Consider the following 15,567-nt stretch of genomic DNA (forward strand, 5'->3'; position numbering starts at 1 on the left):
CGACCACCGCAGGGAGACGCCATGCAGATCGACCTCAACAGCGACCTGGCCGAGTCCTTCGGCCGCTGGACCCTGGGCGACGACGACGCGATGCTCGACGTCGTCTCGAGCGCGAACGTCGCGTGCGGGTTCCACGCGGGGGATCCGCTCGTCATGCTGCACGCGCTCGAGCGCGCGGCCCGCGACGGCGTCGCGGTCGGCGCCCACGTGGCGTACCGCGACCTCGCGGGCTTCGGGCGGCGCGACCTCGACGCCTCGCCCGCCGAGCTCACGGGCGACGTCCTCTACCAGCTCGCGGCGATCACCGGCATGGCCCGCACGGTCGGCGCCCGGGTCTCCTACATCAAGCCGCACGGCGCCCTCTACAACCGCATCGCGCACGATCCGGTGCAGGCGCAGGCCGTGGTGGACGCGGTCGTGGCGCTGGATCCGACGCTGCCGGTGCTCGGGCTGCCCGGCTCCGAGATCCTCCGGCTCGCCGCGGCCGCCGGCCTGCCGACGCGCGTCGAGGCGTTCACCGACCGCGCCTACACGCCCGAGGGCGCGCTCGTGTCGCGCCGGCAGGAGGGCGCGGTGATCCACGACCCGGCCGAGGTCGCGGCCCGCTCCGTGCGCATGGCGACGGAGGGCACGGTCGTCGCGATCGACGGATCCGTCGTGCGGCTCGACCCCGACTCCCTGTGCCTGCACAGCGACACTCCCGGCGCCGTGGGCCTGGCCCGCGCGGTGCGCGACGCGCTCGAGGCGGCGGGCGTCGAGATCCGGCCGGTGCCGGACGCGGAGCCCGCTGCCGCACCGGACCGCCGCGCGCTCCCCGCCGGCGACCGGCGCGCCCTGTGACCCTCCGGCTCCTGCCGTGCGGCGACGCCGCCGTGATGCTCGACCTCGACTCGCTCGACGAGGTCCTCCGCCTGCAGCCGGTGCTCGACGCGACCCGGCCGCGCGGCGTCGTCGACATCGTGCCGGGCGCGCGCAGCATCCTCGTCACGGTGGATCCGCGCGTGCTCCCGCTCGCTGCCGCCCGCTCCTGGGCGCTCGCCGCCCGGCCCGCGGACGAGGTCGGCGCCCGGGGCGGCGCGCCCGTCGAGATCGAGGTGGTCTACGACGGCGAGGACCTCGCGGACGTGGCCGCGCTCCTCGGCATCGGGATCCGCGAGGTCGTGGAGCGGCACACCGCGGGCGTCTGGACGGTCGCGTTCGGCGGATTCGCGCCCGGCTTCGGGTACCTCGCCGGCGTGCCCGGCCTCGAGGTGCCGCGCCGCACCTCACCCCGCCCGCGGGTGCCGGCCGGCGCCGTCGCGCTCGCGGGCGAGTTCAGCGGGATCTACCCGCGGGTCTCGCCCGGCGGCTGGCAGCTCATCGGCACGACGCGGGCGGTGCTGTGGGATCCGGAGCGCGAGCCGGCGGCGCTGCTGCAGCCCGGATCGGCCGTGCGATTCCGCGAGGTGACGGCGTGAGCGACGCCGCGGCCGGGCGACGCGGCCGCCGGGCGACGCCCGCCTCCGCGACCGGCCTCGTGGTCGAGCGCACCGGCCCGCTGATGCTCGTCCAGGACGCGGGCCGCCCGGGCCACGGCGGCATCGGCGTCTCGCCCTCCGGCGCCCTGGATCCGCGCGCCCTCGCCGACGCCAACCTCCTCGTCGGCAACGACCCGGGCACGGCGGGCCTCGAGATCGTGCTCGGCGGTGCGGTGCTCCGCGCGACGGCGGCGGTGTGGGTCGCGGTGACGGGCGCGGTCGGACCGCTGGTGCGCACAGCCGGTCGCGCGTCGCGCCCCGCGCCGTACGCGGCCGCCGTGCTGCTCGATGCGGGCGACGCCCTCGAGATCGGCACGGCCGTCATGGGGATCCGCTGGTACGTGGCCGTCCGCGGCGGGATCGACGTCGCGCCCGTCCTCGGCTCGCGCGCGACCGACCTGCTCTCCGGCGTGGGGCCGGCGCCCGTCGCGGTCGGCGACGTGCTGCCCGTCGGATCCGCATCCGCCGGGCCCGTGCCGCCCGTCGACTCGCTCGCCGTCTCCGCGCCCGCCGGCGGCGAGGTGGTGCTCCGCGCGTCGCCCGGCCCGCGCCTCGACTGGTTCGTCGACGGATCCTGGGCCGCGCTCCTCGGCGGCGCATGGGAGGTCACGGCCGAGGCCGACCGCGTCGGCGTGCGCCTCGACGGCGAGCCGCTCGAGCGGCGGATCCCCGGCGAGCTCCCCAGCGAGGGCGTCGTCACGGGCGCGCTCCAGGTGCCGCCGTCGGGCCGGCCGATCCTGTTCCTCGCCGACCACCCGATGACGGGCGGCTACCCGGTGATCGGCGTGGTCGCGCGCGACGACGTGCGGCTGGCCGCGCAGCTGCGCCCCGGCCAGCGCGTCCGCTTCGTGTGAGCGGACGCCCCGACCGGGGCGCGGGACGTGCGGCGCAGGGGCGCCTCGCTGATCAGTAGCGGCCGGTGCTGTACATCTGCATCGTCGAGCTGACGATCTCGAAGCCCTTGACGAGGGCGACGAACGCGATGATGACGTTCAGGCCGATCCACAGCCAGACGGGGGAGAGCGCGCTGGCCGGCGCCCGCTCGATGCGGCGGCGGACGATGATCGACCGACCGATGAGGTAGACGCCCCCGGCGACGGGGATGAAGGCCCAGGCCCAGTGGAACGGGCGCGCGATGCCCCGGCGCGTGAGAGTGCGCCAGTCGAAGTAGGCGAGGACGACGGTCCCTGCGTACACGAGGAACTGCACGAGGTTGGTCAGCGCGGATGCGATCGCGACGTCGGCGCGTGGTCCGCGAGGGCCCATGTCGAGGAAGCTCCGGTAATCGAGGCTCAGGATGATGATGAGCGAGATGACCGGCAGGGCCGCGAGGGCCCAGATCTGCCAGGTGAAGGGCGACGTGCCGGCCGCCACAGTGGGAGGCGGGGTCGGGGTCGAGTACCCGGCCTGCGAGTACGGCTGCTGCGCGTACGCCTGCCCGGGGGCCTGCTGCCCGTACGCGGGCGGCGCCGCGGCGGGAGCGGACGGCGCCTCCGGGGCGACGTGGCCGGACGCCGGGGCGGCGGCGGGCCCGGTCGAGGCGGTGGAAGCGGCGGCGGCCGGAGCATCGGCCAGGTGGTCGGTCCAGCGCGTGCCGTCCCACCAGCGGAGGCGGTCGGATCCCGCGGGGTCCGCGTACCAGCCCGCGGGCGTGGAGGGTGTTCCGGTCGAGTCAGTCACGAGGTGCTCCTAGGAAGAGGTGCGGGATGCCGTTGGGCGTCGGACGCGCAGGGGCGCGGACGCTGGAGGTCACACTACCCACGTCGCGCTGGGCCCGCGCCGTCCCGGGCGCCCGGCCTCAGGAGGCGTCGAGCCGCCGCGCGAGGTACGGCGCCGTGCGGCTCCCCGCGGTGTCGGCGACCTCCCGCGGGGTGCCCTGCGCGACGATCCGCCCGCCCTGGTCGCCGCCCGACGGCCCGAGGTCGATCACCCGGTCGGCGTCCGCCACCACGTCCATCTCGTGCTCCACCACGACGACCGTGTTCCCCGCGTCCACGAGCCCCTGCAGCTGGCGGAGGAGGAGCACGACGTCCGCCGGATGCAGGCCCGTCGTCGGCTCGTCGAGGAGGTAGAGCGTGTGGCCGCGCGGCGCCCGTTGCAGCTCGGTGGCCAGCTTGATCCGCTGCGCCTCGCCGCCCGACAGCTCGGTCGCGGGCTGGCCGAGCCGAAGGTAGCCGAGCCCCACGTCGCGGAGGGTCGCGAGGGCGCGCGCGGCGAGCGGCACGTCCGCGAGGAAGCCGTGCGCCTCGTCCACCGTCATGGCCAGCACGTCGGCGATCGACTTCCCGTGGTGCTCGATCTCCAGCGTCGCCGGCTCGTACCGGGCACCGTGGCATGTGGGGCACGGCCCGTACGAGCCGGGCAGGAAGAGGAGCTCGACGGTCACGGACCCCTCGCCCTGGCACGTCTCGCACCGCCCGCCCGCGACGTTGAACGAGAACCGCCCGGCGCCGTAGCCGCGGGCGCGCGCCTCGTCGGTGGACGCGTACGTGCGCCGCACGGCGTCGAAGAGCCCCGTGTAGGTGGCGAGCGTCGAGCGCGGCGTGCGGCCGATGGGCCGCTGGTCCACCGACACGAGCCGGTCGACGGCGTCGGCGCCCTCGACGCGCGCGATCCGCGCGGGTCCCGAGGCGTCGTCGTCGCCGTCCGTCGCCTCTGCGTCCTCGACCACCACGCGGTCGGGCGCGAGCGACGCCCGCAGCAGGTCGGGCAGCACGCGGCTCACGAGCGTCGACTTGCCGGATCCGGAGACGCCCGTCACCGCCACCATCACGCCGAGCGGGATCTCCACGTCGAGGCCGACGAGGTTGTGCAGCGTCACGCCCGTCGCCCGGATGCTCCCGGTCGGCGTGCGCGGCGTCCGCTCCGCCCTGGCTGGCGCGAGGTCGGGGAAGAGGTGCGGCCGGGTCGCCGACGCCTCCACCTCGCGGAGCCCGTCGACCGGACCGCTGTAGACGACGGATCCGCCCGCCTGCCCCGCGCCCGGCCCCACGTCCACGATCCAGTCGGCCCGCCGCACGACGTCCATGTCGTGCTCGACCACGAACACCGAGTTGCCGGAGTCGCGCAGCTGCTCGAGCACCTCGAGCAGCGGCTCGGCGTCGGCCGGGTGCAGCCCCGCCGACGGCTCGTCGAGCACGTACACGACTCCGAAGAGCCCGGACCGCAGCTGCGTCGCGAGCCGGAGCCGCTGCATCTCGCCCGGGGAGAGCGTGGTCGTGACGCGGCCGAGGCTCAGGTAGCCGAGCCCGAGGTCCACCAGCACGGCGAGCCGCGCGACGAGATCGGTCGTGATCGTCACGGCCACGTCGCCCATGCCGTCCGTCGGCGCGATGGCCGTGGCGAGGTCCGCGAGCGTCAGCGCGTTGAGCTGCTGGATGCTGCGGCCCGCGAAGGTCACGGCCAACGCCTCGGGCGTCAGCCCGCTGCCGCCGCACCGCTCGCACGTGCCCGAGACCATGTGCGCGAGCGCCGCCTCGCGGAGGCGCGGGCTCGAGGAGTCGGCCAGCGTGTGCAGCACGTACGAGCGCGCGCTCCAGAACCGCCCGTTGTAGGGCTTCGCCACGCGGTCGCGCTGCGGCGTGATCTGCACCACCGGCTGCTCCTCGGTGAAGAGGATCCAGTCCCGCCGCTCCTGCGGCAGCTCGCGCCACGGCACGTCCACGTCGTAGCCGAGCGCGATCGCGATGTCGCGCAGGTTCTTGCCCTGCCAGGCGCCGGGCCACGCGGCGATGGCGCCGTCGCGGATCGAGAGCGACGGATCCGGCACGAGCGACGCCTCGGTCACGGTGTGCGCGACCCCGAGGCCGTGGCACACGGGGCACGCGCCCGCGGCGGTGTTGGGGGAGAAGGCGTCGGAGTCGAGGCGGCCCTGGCCGGCGGGGTAGGTGCCTGCGCGCGACATCAGCATCCGCAGCGAGTTCGAGAGCGTCGTCACGGTGCCGACGGTCGAGCGCGTGCTCGGCGCCCCGCGTCGCTGCTGGAGCGCGACCGCGGGCGGCAGGCCGGTGATGCTCTCGACGTGCGGGGTCTGCTCCTGCCGGATCAGCCGCCGCGCATAGGGCGCGACCGACTCGAAGAACCGCCGCTGGGCCTCGGCGTAGACGGTGCCGAAGGCGAGCGACGACTTGCCGGATCCGGAGACGCCCGTGAACGCGACGATCCGGTCGCGGGGGATGTCGACGTCCACGTCGCGGAGCGTGTTCTCCGACGCCCCGCGCACCCGGACGAAGCCGTCCGAGCGGTCGTCGTCGGTGGATGCGGGCGGACGGATCTCGGAGGAAGGCACCTGCTCGACCCTAGGCCCGCTCGTGCGCGACCGTCGGCCCGGTGCGCGAGCGGGCCGGAGGTGGTAGCGGCCGCCGGGCGCGCGGCGCATGCCGTCCTCCGCGACCGGAGGGGTCAGCCGAGCGCGCCGCGCGCCTCCTGGAGCGTCGGGAAGTCGCCGACGTCGCGGCCGAGCCGGTCGGTGACGTGGAAGCCCGCGCCCCACCGCTCCTCGGAGAGCCCCGCGAACTCGTCGCCGCGCCGGGCGACCCAGAGCCCCGCGGCGACGGGGGACCAGCTGATGCCGGGGATGTCGGTCTGACCGGGTGAGGTCTGCGTGAGAGCCATTGCTCCTCCTTCTCCGCGGCTCGTCGTCGAGCCCGCGCTCTGTCGTCGGCGACGGGGATGCGCGTCGCGACGACCCGATGGGGTGGACCTCGACTGTATGCGCACTAACGACTAGTGGGCGTTCTTCTGAGCGGATCCGGAGCTTGGGGGATCCGGCCGGACATCCCGACAGCCCGTGCGCGACGGAGGGCCGCCCGCGATGCTGACGGCCCTCGTCGAGGTGCGGCGGATCAGCCGCGGATGTACGTCTCCAGCTCCGGGATGCGGAGCTTCGCGAGCACCTTCTTCTCGATCTGGCGCACGCGCTCGCGCGTCACCCCGAGCTGCTGGCTGACGAAGGCGAGCGAGCGCGGCTCGAGGCCGGCCAGGCCGAAGCGCATGCGCACGACCTCGGCGTCGCGCTCCGCGAGCCCGTCGATGAGCCGCGTGACGTGCGCCGCCATGAGCTGCTGCGTCACGACGTCGATGGGCTGCGTGACGTCGGCGTCCTCGATGAGGTCGGCCATCTCGGTGTCGCCGTCGCCGCCGCTGCCGCCCACCAGGACCTGCAGCGACATGGGCTCCTGCGCCCGGTCGAGCAGGTACCGCACCTTGGTGACGGGCGTGTCCGACTCGCGGGCGATCTCCTCCATGGAGGGGTCGCGGCCGAGCTCCACCGCCAGCTCGCGCTGCACCGCGTTGATCCGGTTGATGTGCTCGACGGTGTGCACGGGGATCCGGATGGTGCGGCTCGTGTCGGCCATGCCGCGGGTGATGGACTGCTTGATCCACCACGACGCGTAGGTCGAGAACTTGAAGCCGGCCTGGTAGTCGAACTTCTCGACCGCCCGGACGAGGCCCATGTTGCCCTCCTGGATGAGGTCCAGGAACGGCAGGCCGCGGCCCGTGTAGCGCTTGGCGATGCTGACGACGAGGCGCAGGTTCGCATTCACGAGGTGCTGCTTGGCGCGCATCCCGTCCTGCGCCAGCGTCTGGTACTCGCGGCGCTCGGACGGCGTGAGGTCGGAGCGAGTGTCGAGCACCTCCTTCGACAGCACGCCCACCTCGATGCGGCGGGCGACGGTCACCTCCTGCTCGGCGGTGAGCAGCGGCACGCGGCCGATCTGGCGGAGGTAGTCCTTGACGGCGTCGGTGCTCGCGCCCGGCGTGACGAGCGAGGGCTCGGGCAGGTCGGAGTCCGCGTACGGATCGACCGGGCCGACGGACTCGACCTGGTCGAGGGCGGCGTCGGAGGTGGTGTCGGCGGCCGTGGGCCGGGTCGGTGTCATCGTCATGGTGCCCGTTCCTTCCGTGCCGTCGCGGACGGCATCGTCATGCGGGCCCGCGTCCGTTCGACGGGGGTCTCTGCGAGGTCCCGTGATCCACGGGGCTCTCGCCGGGAGGCCGTGTCCCGGCCTCGAGCACCTAACTTAGCGCGCGATTCCTTTGGGGCCCAAACGTTCGTATACGCACGTAACATCCGGTCGACGCCGGTCCCGAGAGGCCGGCCCCCACCGGTGCACCCGATCGTATTGCGGACTAACGATTAGCGCAGGGGGTTGCGCCGGATCCTCGGCGGTTGTACATCCGCACGACACCTACACTTGACGGGTGGTCGCCTCACGAATCCATCTCGTCCGTCATGGCGAGGTGCACAACCCGCACGGAGTCCTCTACGGACGCATCCCGGGATACGGCCTCTCCGAGCTCGGCCACCGCATGGCGGACGCCGCGGCCCGCGCGCTCGAGGAGGAGGGCGCTCCCGTCAACCGCGTCATCGCCTCGCCGCTGCAGCGCGCGCAGGAGTCCGCGGCCCCCTGGGCCGAGCGCTTCGCCCTCGATGTCACCACCGACGAGCGCGTCATCGAGCCCACCAACCGCTTCGAGGGATCGAAGTTCCCCTCGCCCGCGCGCATCGCGCGATCGCCGCGCCTCTGGCCGCTCGTCGTCGACCCCGTGAAGCCCAGCTGGGGCGAGTCCTACCGCTCCATCGCCGCGCGCATGGCGGACGCCGTCAAGGCGGCGTACCGCTCCGTGCCCGACGGCGACGTCATCATCGTCAGCCACCAGCTGCCCATCTGGATGGTCCACCTCTCCCTCGCGGGCGAGCGCCTCTTCCACGATCCCCGCCAGCGCCGCTGCGCCCTGTCGAGCATCACGACGGTGGAGCGCGTGGGCGACCGCTTCGTCGAGACGGGCTACATCGACGCGGCCGCCGGGCTCGCCGCCGACGCCGTCGACCAGGGGGCAGTGTGATGCCGGGCGTCCCCCGTCGCAGCGTCCTCGCCGCCGCCGCGTCCGGCGTGCTGGCCGTCATCGCCCTCTCGGGGTGCACCGAGGATCCGCTGGCCGCCGAGTTCAAGGCCGGCGACAACAAGCGCTATATCGCCGGCGACGGCACCTTCACCGAGATCGCCCTCGCCGACCGCGCGGCTCCCGTGGACTTCGCCGGCACCCTGTCGGACGGCACCGAGACCACCTCGGCCGACTACCGCGGATCCGTCACCGTCCTCAACTTCTGGTACGCGGAGTGCCCGCCCTGCCGCCTCGAGGCGAAGGACCTGCAGGCCGCGAGCGAGGAGCATGCGGCCGACGGCGTCAAGTTCCTCGGCGTGAACACGCGCGACCAGCGGCCGAACGTCGACTCGTTCGACAGGACGTACGGCATCACCTACCCGTCGGTCCTCGACGTCGAGGACACCTCCATGCAGCTCGCGTTCGCCGGCACCATCGCGCCGAACGCCGTGCCCGCCACCCTCGTGCTCGACCGCCAGGGTCGGGTCGCCTCGCGCGTGCTCGGGAAGATCGACCCCGGGGTGCTCCGCACGCTCGTGAAGGACACCGTCGCCGAGGCGGCGGGGTAGGTGGACCAGATCCAGAGCGTCCTCTCCGGCCAGCTCCTCGTCGCGGTGCCGCTCGCGCTGCTCGCGGGACTGGTCTCGTTCGCGTCGCCGTGCGTGCTGCCGCTCGTGCCCGGCTACCTCGGGTACATCGGCGGCATGGCCGAGGCCAAGGGCGGATCCGCGACGCGTCGTCGCCTGCTCGTCGGCACCGCGCTGTTCGTCCTCGGCTTCTCGGCCGTCTTCATCGTCACGACGCTCGTCTCCGCCACGGCCGGGTTCTGGCTGATGCGCTGGCAGGACGTGATCACGCGGATCCTCGGCGTCGTCCTCATCGTGATGGGGCTCGTCTTCACGGGCCGGCTCGGCTTCCTGCAGCGTCAGGTGAAGAGCTCCTGGCGCCCGGCGACCGGGCTCGCGGGGGCGCCGCTGCTCGGGGTCGTCTTCGGCATCGGCTGGGCGCCCTGCATCGGGCCGACGCTCGCGGTCGTCATCTCCATGAGCCTCACCTCGGCCGACGCGGGCCGCGGCGTGCTGCTCGGGATCGCCTACTGCATCGGGCTCGGCGTGCCGTTCCTCCTCGTGGCCCTCGGCCTCGGCTGGATGACGCGCACCGTCGGGTTCCTCCGCCGCCACATCCGCACCGTCAACCTCATCGGGGGAGCGCTGCTGGTCGTCACCGGCGTGCTCATGGTCTCCGGCCTCTGGTCGACGTGGATGCTCCAGCTCCAGGGGGTGATCGCCTCGTATGTCCCGGCCATCTGACCACGTCGACTCCCCGCGGCAGGCGCCGCGCGAGGGGGCGCCCATCACGCAGCCCAAGCTCGGCTTCCTCGGGACGCTCCGCTGGTTCTGGCGGCAGCTCACGAGCATGCGCACGGCGCTCTTCCTGCTGCTGCTGCTCGCGTTCGCGGCGATCCCCGGATCGCTGGTGCCGCAGCGCACCTCCGACCCGAACGGCGTCACGCAGTTCCGCGCGGACAACCCCGACCTGTTCCCGATCCTCGACAAGCTGCAGGTGTTCGACACCTACAGCTCGGTCTGGTTCTCCTCCATCTACCTGCTGCTGTTCATCAGCCTCATCGGCTGCGTCGTGCCGCGCGCCAAGCACCACTTCGACGCGCTCCGCCAGGCGCCCCCCACGACGCCTGCGCGGCTCTCGCGACTCGCCGGCTACACGACGCGCACCACCACGGCGGATCCGGTCGACGCCATCCGGCAGGCCCGCGCGCTGCTCAAGCGCCAGCGCTACCGAACGGTCCTCGTCGACGACGCGTCGGCCGCGGGCGGCGTGCTCTCCGTCTCGGCCGAGCGCGGCTACCTGCGCGAGACCGGCAACCTCGTCTTCCACTCCGCGCTCGTCGGGATCCTCATCACGGTCGGCGTCGGCGGCGGCTTCGGCTACTCCGGGCAGAAGGTGCTCGTCGAGGGGCAGTCCTTCGTCAACACGCTCTCGACCTACGACTCGTTCAACCCGGGCCGGTTCTTCGACGACTCGTCGCTCACCCCGTACCGCGTGAAGCTCGACGCGCTGCACGTGCAGTACGAGCAGGAGAACCCGAACGCCATCGGCCAGCCGCTCGACTTCACGGCGGACGTGACGGCGGACGTGCCGGGCGGCCAGCCGCAGGACCGCGAGGTCAAGGTCAACGACCCGCTCGCCATCGGCGGCACCGACATGTACCTGCTCGGCAACGGCTACGCGCCGCACGTGACGGTGCGGGACCCGCAGGGCAACAGCGTCTACAGCGCCGATGTGCCGTTCCTCCCGCAGGACGCGAAGCTCACCTCGCTCGGCGTCGTGAAGGTGCCGGACGGGCTGCGTGACCAGGTCGGGATGCTCGGCTTCTTCTACCCGACGCAGGGCGCGGAGAAGGCGCCGTTCTTCTCCTCCTACCCCGACCTCGACAACCCGCTGCTGACGCTGAACGTCTACACGGGCGACCTCGGGATCGACGGCGGCGTGCCCACGTCGGTCTACACGCTCGACACGGGGAACCTCACGCAGCTCACCGGCGGCACGACGGGCGTCCAGTCCATCGAGCTCGCGCCCGGCCAGACCGCCGACCTGCCCGACGGCCTCGGCACCGTGAGCCTCGACGCCGTGCCGCGCTTCGTCTCGTTCGACGTGCACCACGACCCCACGCAGCGCTGGGTGCTGCTGTTCGCGATCCTCGTGCTCGGCGGCCTGCTCACGTCCCTCTTCGTGCCGCGCCGGCGCGTCTGGGTCAAGGCGGTGCCGCAGCCCGACGGATCCACCACCCTCGAGTACGCGGGCCTGGCCCGCGGCGAGGACCCCACGCTGGAGGCCGCCGTCGCGGCCCTGGCCTCCACGCACGTGGCCGGCCTCCGGCCTGCCGCGGTGTCAGACGCAGAAGTTAGGCTCCACTCGTGAACACGGCCATGCTCGACGACGTCTCCCTCATCGCGCTCCTCGTCGCGATGGGGCTCTACGCGGCCGCGTTCATCGCGTTCGCCCTCGACCTGGCGCGGCGCTCGGCGCTCGTGGCGGACGCGGCCACCGCCGCGGCGCGCCAGCCCTCCGCGGTCGGCGCCACCGCCGCGCGACGGGGCGGCACCGCCACGCTGGAGCGCGAGCCGGCCGCGTCCGGTGAGGAGGGCGGCCGCGCCGGCGACGGCCCGGACGCGCCCGTGGCCGCCGGCCGCTCCCTGAGCCTCAACGTCGCCATGGTCCTGCTCAGCGTCGGGTTCGTCTCCCATGCCGTGGCCACCGTGCTCCGCGGCATCGCGGCCTCGCGGGTCCCGTGGGCCAACATGTACGAGTTCGCGATGACGGGCACGCTCCTCATCCTCAGCGTCTACCTCATCGTGCTCACGCGCCGCGACCTGCGCTTCCTGGGCACGTTCGTCACCGGCCTCATCCTCATCCTGCTGGGCATCGCCGTGGTGCAGTACCGCGTCGAGGTGGCGCCGCTGCCGCCGTCGCTGCAGTCGTACTGGCTCGTGATCCACGTCTTCGTGGCGGCGCTCGGCACCGGCTTCTTCGCCCTGGCCTTCGCGCTCTCGGGCGTTCAGCTGCTGCAGTTCCGGCGCGAGTCCCTCGCCGCCGACGCGCAGGCCGCCAAGATGCGCTTCCTCGCGACGCTGCCCGACTCGGTCACGCTCGAGTCGATGGCGTACCGCCTCAACATCGTGGGCTTCATCTTCTGGACCTTCACGCTCATGGCCGGTGCCGTCTGGGCCGAGCGCGCGTGGGGCCGCTACTGGGGGTGGGACACCAAGGAGGTCTGGACCTTCATCATCTGGGTGCTCTACGCCGGGTACATCCACGCGCGGGCCACGCGCGGCTGGCGTGGGTCACGCTCGGCGTGGCTGGCGATCATCGGGTTCTCGGCCGTCATGTTCAACTTCGGCGTCGTGAACGTGTTCTTCAAGGGGCTGCACACCTACAGCGGTCTGTAGGCCGCAGCGGTCGGTCGACCCGCGTCAGCCGCGGGCGAGCGCGGCGTGCGTGCGGCGGATCCGGTCGAGCCACCAGTCGCGGCGATCCGCGTCGGCCGCGTGGGCCTCGAGCAGCCGGGCGTCGGGTGACACGCGGCGCACGGGGATCCGGCCGTCCACCGGCACGAGCGGCTCCGCCACGACGTCCCCGACGAAGAGCGACACCGTGCCGAGGCCGCAGTCGTGCGGGAGCTCGGGGATCGCCGCGGCGAGGTGCGCGGCCATCGCGATCCCGACGCTCGTGTCGAGCGCGCTCGACACCACGACGGGCAGGCCCGCCTCCCGCGTGATCCGCAGCGCGCGGTGGATCCCGCCGAGCGGCTGCGCCTTGATCACCAGCAGGTCGGCGGCCCCGGCGCGGGCGACCCGCAGCGGGTCGTCGGCCTTCCGCACGCTCTCGTCGGCGGCGACGGGCACGTCCAGGTGACGGATCCGCTCACGCAGCTCCGCGAGCTCCTCCACGGTCGCGCAGGGCTGCTCCACGTACTCCAGGTCGTGCTCGGCGAGGGCGTGGATCGCGTGCTCGGCCTCGTCGACGTTCCAGGCCGCGTTGGCGTCGACGCGCACCCGCCCCTCCGGCCCGAGGAGCCGACGCACCTCGGCGACGCGGGCCACGTCGTCCGCGAGCGTCGTGCCGCGCTCGGCGACCTTGACCTTCGCGGTGCGGCAGCCGGGGAACCGGGCGAGCACGTCGGCGACGCCCGCGGCCGGGATCGCCGGGATCGTCGCGTTCACGAGCACGTGGTCCCGCAGCGCCGCGGGCGGCTCGGTCCAGCCGAAGTCGATCGCGGCCGCGAGCCAGGCCGCGGACTCGGCGTCGTCGTACTCGACGAAGGGCGAGAACTCCGTCCAGCCGAGCGGGCCCTGGATGAGCACGGCCTCGCGCACGTCGAGTCCGCGGAACCGCGTGCGGAGCGGGAGGGCGACGACGCGGGCGGTGGCGAGGAGGTCGTCCAGGGCGGGGAGCATGGATCCAGCCTCGCACCCGCGGGCGGCCGGCGGGCGCCGCCTAGGCTGGACGCATGGTGAAGCAGGTCTCCGACATCCACGATCCCACCCGCTGGCGCGACGTCCCCCTCGCGGAGGGCTTCACCGACATCACGTACCACCACGACCTCACGGGCCGCATCGCGCGCATCGCGTTCGACCGGCCGGAGGTGCGCAACGCGTTCCGCCCGCGCACGGTCGACGAGCTGTACCAGGCGCTCGACGACGCCCGGCAGGATCCGCGCATCGGCGTCGTGCTCCTCACCGGCAACGGCCCGAGCCCGAAGGACGGCGGCTGGGCGTTCTGCAGCGGCGGCGACCAGCGGATCCGCGGACGCGACGGCTACAAGTACGCGGAGGGCGAGACCGCCGAGGGCGTCGACCCGGCGCGCGCCGGACGGCTGCACATCCTCGAGGTGCAGCGCCTCATCCGCTTCATGCCGAAGGTCGTCATCGCGGTCGTCCCCGGCTGGGCCGCGGGCGGCGGGCATTCGCTGCACGTCGTGTGCGACCTCACGATCGCGTCGGCCGAGCACGGCCGCTTCAAGCAGACCGACGCGGACGTCGGCTCGTTCGACGGCGGGTACGGATCCGCGTACTTCGCCCGCCAGGTCGGCCAGAAGGCCGCGCGAGAGGTGTTCTTCCTCGCCGAGGAGCACAGCGCGCAGCGCATGTACGAGATGGGCGCCGTGAACCGCGTCGTGCCGCACGCCGAGCTCGAGGCCACGGCGCTGGAGTGGGCCGAGACGATCCTCGGGAAGTCGCCCACCGCGATCCGCATGCTCAAGTTCGCGTTCAACGCCGTGGACGACGGCATGGTCGGCCAGCAGGTCTTCGCGGGGGAGGCCACGCGCCTCGCCTACGGCACCGACGAGGCCGTCGAGGGCCGCGACTCCTTCCTCGAGAAGCGCGCGCCCGACTGGTCGCCGTTCCCGTGGCAGTTCTGATCCGCGCGGGCCTGCTCCCGTGAGGCGCCTCGAGCGACTGACCGCGTCCGGCGCCGACGTGATGCCGCTCCTCCGCGCGGCGCTCGCGGGCGACGGGCCGGCGCTGCTCGCGCGCCCACTGGACGCTCCCGTGGCCGACGGGGATCCGCCGCCGCCCGCCGAGGTCGAGCGCCGGGTCGCGCTGGTGGTCGAGACGTCCGGCACCACGTCGCGTCCCAAGCGCGTCGCGCTCTCGTCCGACGCACTGCTCGCGAGCGCCGCCGCGTCGCAGGCGGCTCTGGGGGCGCCCGGGCAGTGGATCCTCGCGCTCCCGACCCACTACATCGCCGGCCTCCAGGTGCTCGTGCGCTCGATCGCCGCCGGTAGCACGCCGGCGGTCCTCGCGCCCGGGAGCTTCGACCCGCGCGCGTTCGCCGAGATCGCCGCGTCGATGGACGCCCGCGTCGCCCGGTACACGTCGCTCGTGCCGACGCAGCTGCACCGACTGGTGGAGGCGGCGGAGGGCGGTGACGGGGGCGACGCCGCCCGCCGCGTCCGCGACGCCGTCCGTCGCCTCGACGCGATCCTCGTGGGCGGCCAGGCGACGCCGCCGCACCTGGTCGACCGCGCGGCCGCGCTGGGGTGGCGCGTGGTGCGCACCTACGGATCCAGCGAGACCGCGGGCGGCTGCGTCTACGACGGCGTGCCGGTCGCGACGGCGGAGGTCGCGGTCGTCGACGGGCAGGTGGAGCTCGCCGGCCCGATGCTCGCGGAGGGCTACCTCGGCGACCCGGGCGCGACCGACGCGGCGTTCGGCGAGCACGACGGCCGCCGGTGGTACCGCACGGGCGACGGCGGCGAGCTGGTCGACGGCGTGCTGCGGATCACCGGGCGGCTCGACGACGTGGTCATCTCCGGCGGCGAGAAGCTGCGGCTCGCCGCGGTGGAGGAGGCGGTGCGGTCGCTGGTCGCGTGGGGGCCGCACCTCGGGGAGGCGGTCGCCGTGCCCGGCGAGCACCCGGGCTGGGGGCAGCGGCCGGTCGTGTTCGCGCCCGGGACCGTGGATCCCGAGCTCGCCGAGCGCGTGCGCCGCGAGCTCGCCGCGCGCCTGGGCCGCGTCGCGGGATCCGCCGTCGTCCGCGGCGTCGACGCCCTGCCGACGCTGCCGTCCGGCAAGCCCGACCGCCGGGCGCTGCGGGCGCTGGCCGATGCGGATCCGCGCGGCTGAGCCGCCGCGCCTGC

Annotated in this window: 15 protein-coding genes; 10 read left to right on the forward strand and 5 right to left on the reverse strand. The window is 74.0% G+C overall.

All coding sequences use genetic code 11. The features are described 5' to 3' along the window. The first annotated feature begins 21 nt into the window (after positions 1-21). From ITJ40_RS02555 to ITJ40_RS02565, 3 genes are read left to right on the forward strand one after another with little or no spacing between them, the layout of a single operon-like run. Positions 22-840: a LamB/YcsF family protein gene (locus tag ITJ40_RS02555; RefSeq protein WP_194665599.1), complete on the forward strand. Its 819-nt coding sequence runs from the start codon at positions 22-24 to the stop codon at positions 838-840. After that, the gene (locus ITJ40_RS02560) at positions 837-1,457 is read left to right on the forward strand and encodes an allophanate hydrolase subunit 1 (protein ID WP_194665600.1); all 621 of its coding nucleotides are present in this window, start codon (positions 837-839) and stop codon (positions 1,455-1,457) included. The genes ITJ40_RS02555 and ITJ40_RS02560 overlap by 4 nt, the downstream gene beginning before the upstream one ends. Further along, positions 1,454-2,371 carry a biotin-dependent carboxyltransferase family protein gene (locus ITJ40_RS02565; RefSeq protein WP_194665601.1) on the forward strand — a complete coding sequence of 306 codons (918 nt, stop codon included), beginning with the start codon at positions 1,454-1,456 and terminating at the stop codon, positions 2,369-2,371. The genes ITJ40_RS02560 and ITJ40_RS02565 overlap by 4 nt, the downstream gene beginning before the upstream one ends. A 52-nt stretch (positions 2,372-2,423) precedes the next feature. On the opposite strand, the gene ITJ40_RS02570 is transcribed toward ITJ40_RS02565, so the two are convergent. The 4 genes from ITJ40_RS02570 to ITJ40_RS02585 form a co-directional block, all read right to left on the reverse strand. After that, positions 2,424-3,197: a DUF2510 domain-containing protein gene (locus tag ITJ40_RS02570; RefSeq protein ID WP_194665602.1), complete on the reverse strand. Its 774-nt coding sequence runs from the start codon at positions 3,195-3,197 to the stop codon at positions 2,424-2,426. 118 nt (positions 3,198-3,315) lie between these two features. Further along, positions 3,316-5,805: an excinuclease ABC subunit UvrA gene (locus ITJ40_RS02575; RefSeq protein ID WP_194665603.1), complete on the reverse strand. Its 2,490-nt coding sequence runs from the start codon at positions 5,803-5,805 to the stop codon at positions 3,316-3,318. A 113-nt stretch (positions 5,806-5,918) separates the two neighbouring features. Then, positions 5,919-6,131 (reverse strand): hypothetical protein, encoded by a 213-nt coding sequence (locus tag ITJ40_RS02580; RefSeq protein ID WP_194665604.1) that lies wholly within the window; start codon positions 6,129-6,131, stop codon positions 5,919-5,921. A 230-nt stretch (positions 6,132-6,361) separates the two neighbouring features. Continuing rightward, positions 6,362-7,405, reverse strand: a complete 1,044-nt coding sequence (locus ITJ40_RS02585) for a sigma-70 family RNA polymerase sigma factor (protein WP_194665605.1) — start codon at positions 7,403-7,405, stop codon at positions 6,362-6,364. A 316-nt stretch (positions 7,406-7,721) separates the two neighbouring features. Here ITJ40_RS02585 and ITJ40_RS02590 point away from each other — a divergent pair, with 316 nt between their 5' ends. The 5 genes from ITJ40_RS02590 to ccsB are packed head-to-tail and all read left to right on the forward strand — an operon-like array spanning position 7,722 to position 12,373. Then, a complete protein-coding gene (locus tag ITJ40_RS02590; protein ID WP_194665606.1) occupies positions 7,722-8,366 on the forward strand; it encodes a histidine phosphatase family protein in 645 nt (214 codons plus the stop codon). Next, a complete protein-coding gene (locus tag ITJ40_RS02595) occupies positions 8,366-8,974 on the forward strand; it encodes a TlpA disulfide reductase family protein (RefSeq protein ID WP_194665607.1) in 609 nt (202 codons plus the stop codon). The genes ITJ40_RS02590 and ITJ40_RS02595 overlap by 1 nt, the downstream gene beginning before the upstream one ends. Further along, the gene (locus tag ITJ40_RS02600) at positions 8,975-9,715 is read left to right on the forward strand and encodes a cytochrome c biogenesis protein CcdA (protein WP_194665608.1); all 741 of its coding nucleotides are present in this window, start codon (positions 8,975-8,977) and stop codon (positions 9,713-9,715) included. Beyond that, positions 9,699-11,345, forward strand: a complete 1,647-nt coding sequence (locus ITJ40_RS02605) for a cytochrome c biogenesis protein ResB (RefSeq protein WP_194665609.1) — start codon at positions 9,699-9,701, stop codon at positions 11,343-11,345. Before ITJ40_RS02600 ends, ITJ40_RS02605 begins: the two co-directional genes overlap by 17 nt. Positions 11,346-11,353: 8 nt before the next feature. Then, positions 11,354-12,373, forward strand: a complete 1,020-nt coding sequence (ccsB, locus tag ITJ40_RS02610; RefSeq protein WP_194666920.1) for a c-type cytochrome biogenesis protein CcsB — start codon at positions 11,354-11,356, stop codon at positions 12,371-12,373. Between the two features lie 24 nt (positions 12,374-12,397). Here the strand turns inward: ccsB and ITJ40_RS02615 are convergent, their stop codons facing one another. Then, positions 12,398-13,381: an o-succinylbenzoate synthase gene (locus ITJ40_RS02615; protein WP_194665610.1), complete on the reverse strand. Its 984-nt coding sequence runs from the start codon at positions 13,379-13,381 to the stop codon at positions 12,398-12,400. A 53-nt stretch (positions 13,382-13,434) separates the two neighbouring features. Between ITJ40_RS02615 and ITJ40_RS02620 the strand changes: the two genes are divergently transcribed. Further along, on the forward strand, positions 13,435-14,346 hold the full coding sequence (locus ITJ40_RS02620) for a 1,4-dihydroxy-2-naphthoyl-CoA synthase (protein ID WP_194665611.1): 912 nt from the start codon (positions 13,435-13,437) through the stop codon (positions 14,344-14,346). A gap of 19 nt (positions 14,347-14,365) precedes the next feature. Continuing rightward, positions 14,366-15,553 (forward strand): AMP-binding protein, encoded by a 1,188-nt coding sequence (locus tag ITJ40_RS02625; protein WP_370531974.1) that lies wholly within the window; start codon positions 14,366-14,368, stop codon positions 15,551-15,553. Positions 15,554-15,567: the final 14 nt, after the last annotated feature.

The sequence above is a fragment of the Clavibacter sp. VKM Ac-2872 genome (genome assembly GCF_015351105.1).
Classification (GTDB): domain Bacteria; phylum Actinomycetota; class Actinomycetes; order Actinomycetales; family Microbacteriaceae; genus Clavibacter.

Excerpts from the sequence above, each read along its gene's own strand:
- ccsB (WP_194666920.1), top strand. The coding sequence starts at position 11,354 with ATGCTCGACGACGTCTCCCTCATCGCGCTCCTCGTCGCGATGGGGCTC.
- ITJ40_RS02595 (WP_194665607.1), top strand. The coding sequence starts at position 8,366 with ATGCCGGGCGTCCCCCGTCGCAGCGTCCTCGCCGCCGCCGCGTCCGGC.
- ITJ40_RS02605 (WP_194665609.1), top strand. The coding sequence starts at position 9,699 with ATGTCCCGGCCATCTGACCACGTCGACTCCCCGCGGCAGGCGCCGCGC.
- ITJ40_RS02585 (WP_194665605.1), bottom strand. The coding sequence starts at position 7,405 with ATGACGATGACACCGACCCGGCCCACGGCCGCCGACACCACCTCCGAC.
- ITJ40_RS02620 (WP_194665611.1), top strand. The coding sequence starts at position 13,435 with ATGGTGAAGCAGGTCTCCGACATCCACGATCCCACCCGCTGGCGCGAC.
- ITJ40_RS02615 (WP_194665610.1), bottom strand. The coding sequence starts at position 13,381 with ATGCTCCCCGCCCTGGACGACCTCCTCGCCACCGCCCGCGTCGTCGCC.
- ITJ40_RS02555 (WP_194665599.1), top strand. The coding sequence starts at position 22 with ATGCAGATCGACCTCAACAGCGACCTGGCCGAGTCCTTCGGCCGCTGG.
- ITJ40_RS02580 (WP_194665604.1), bottom strand. The coding sequence starts at position 6,131 with ATGGCTCTCACGCAGACCTCACCCGGTCAGACCGACATCCCCGGCATC.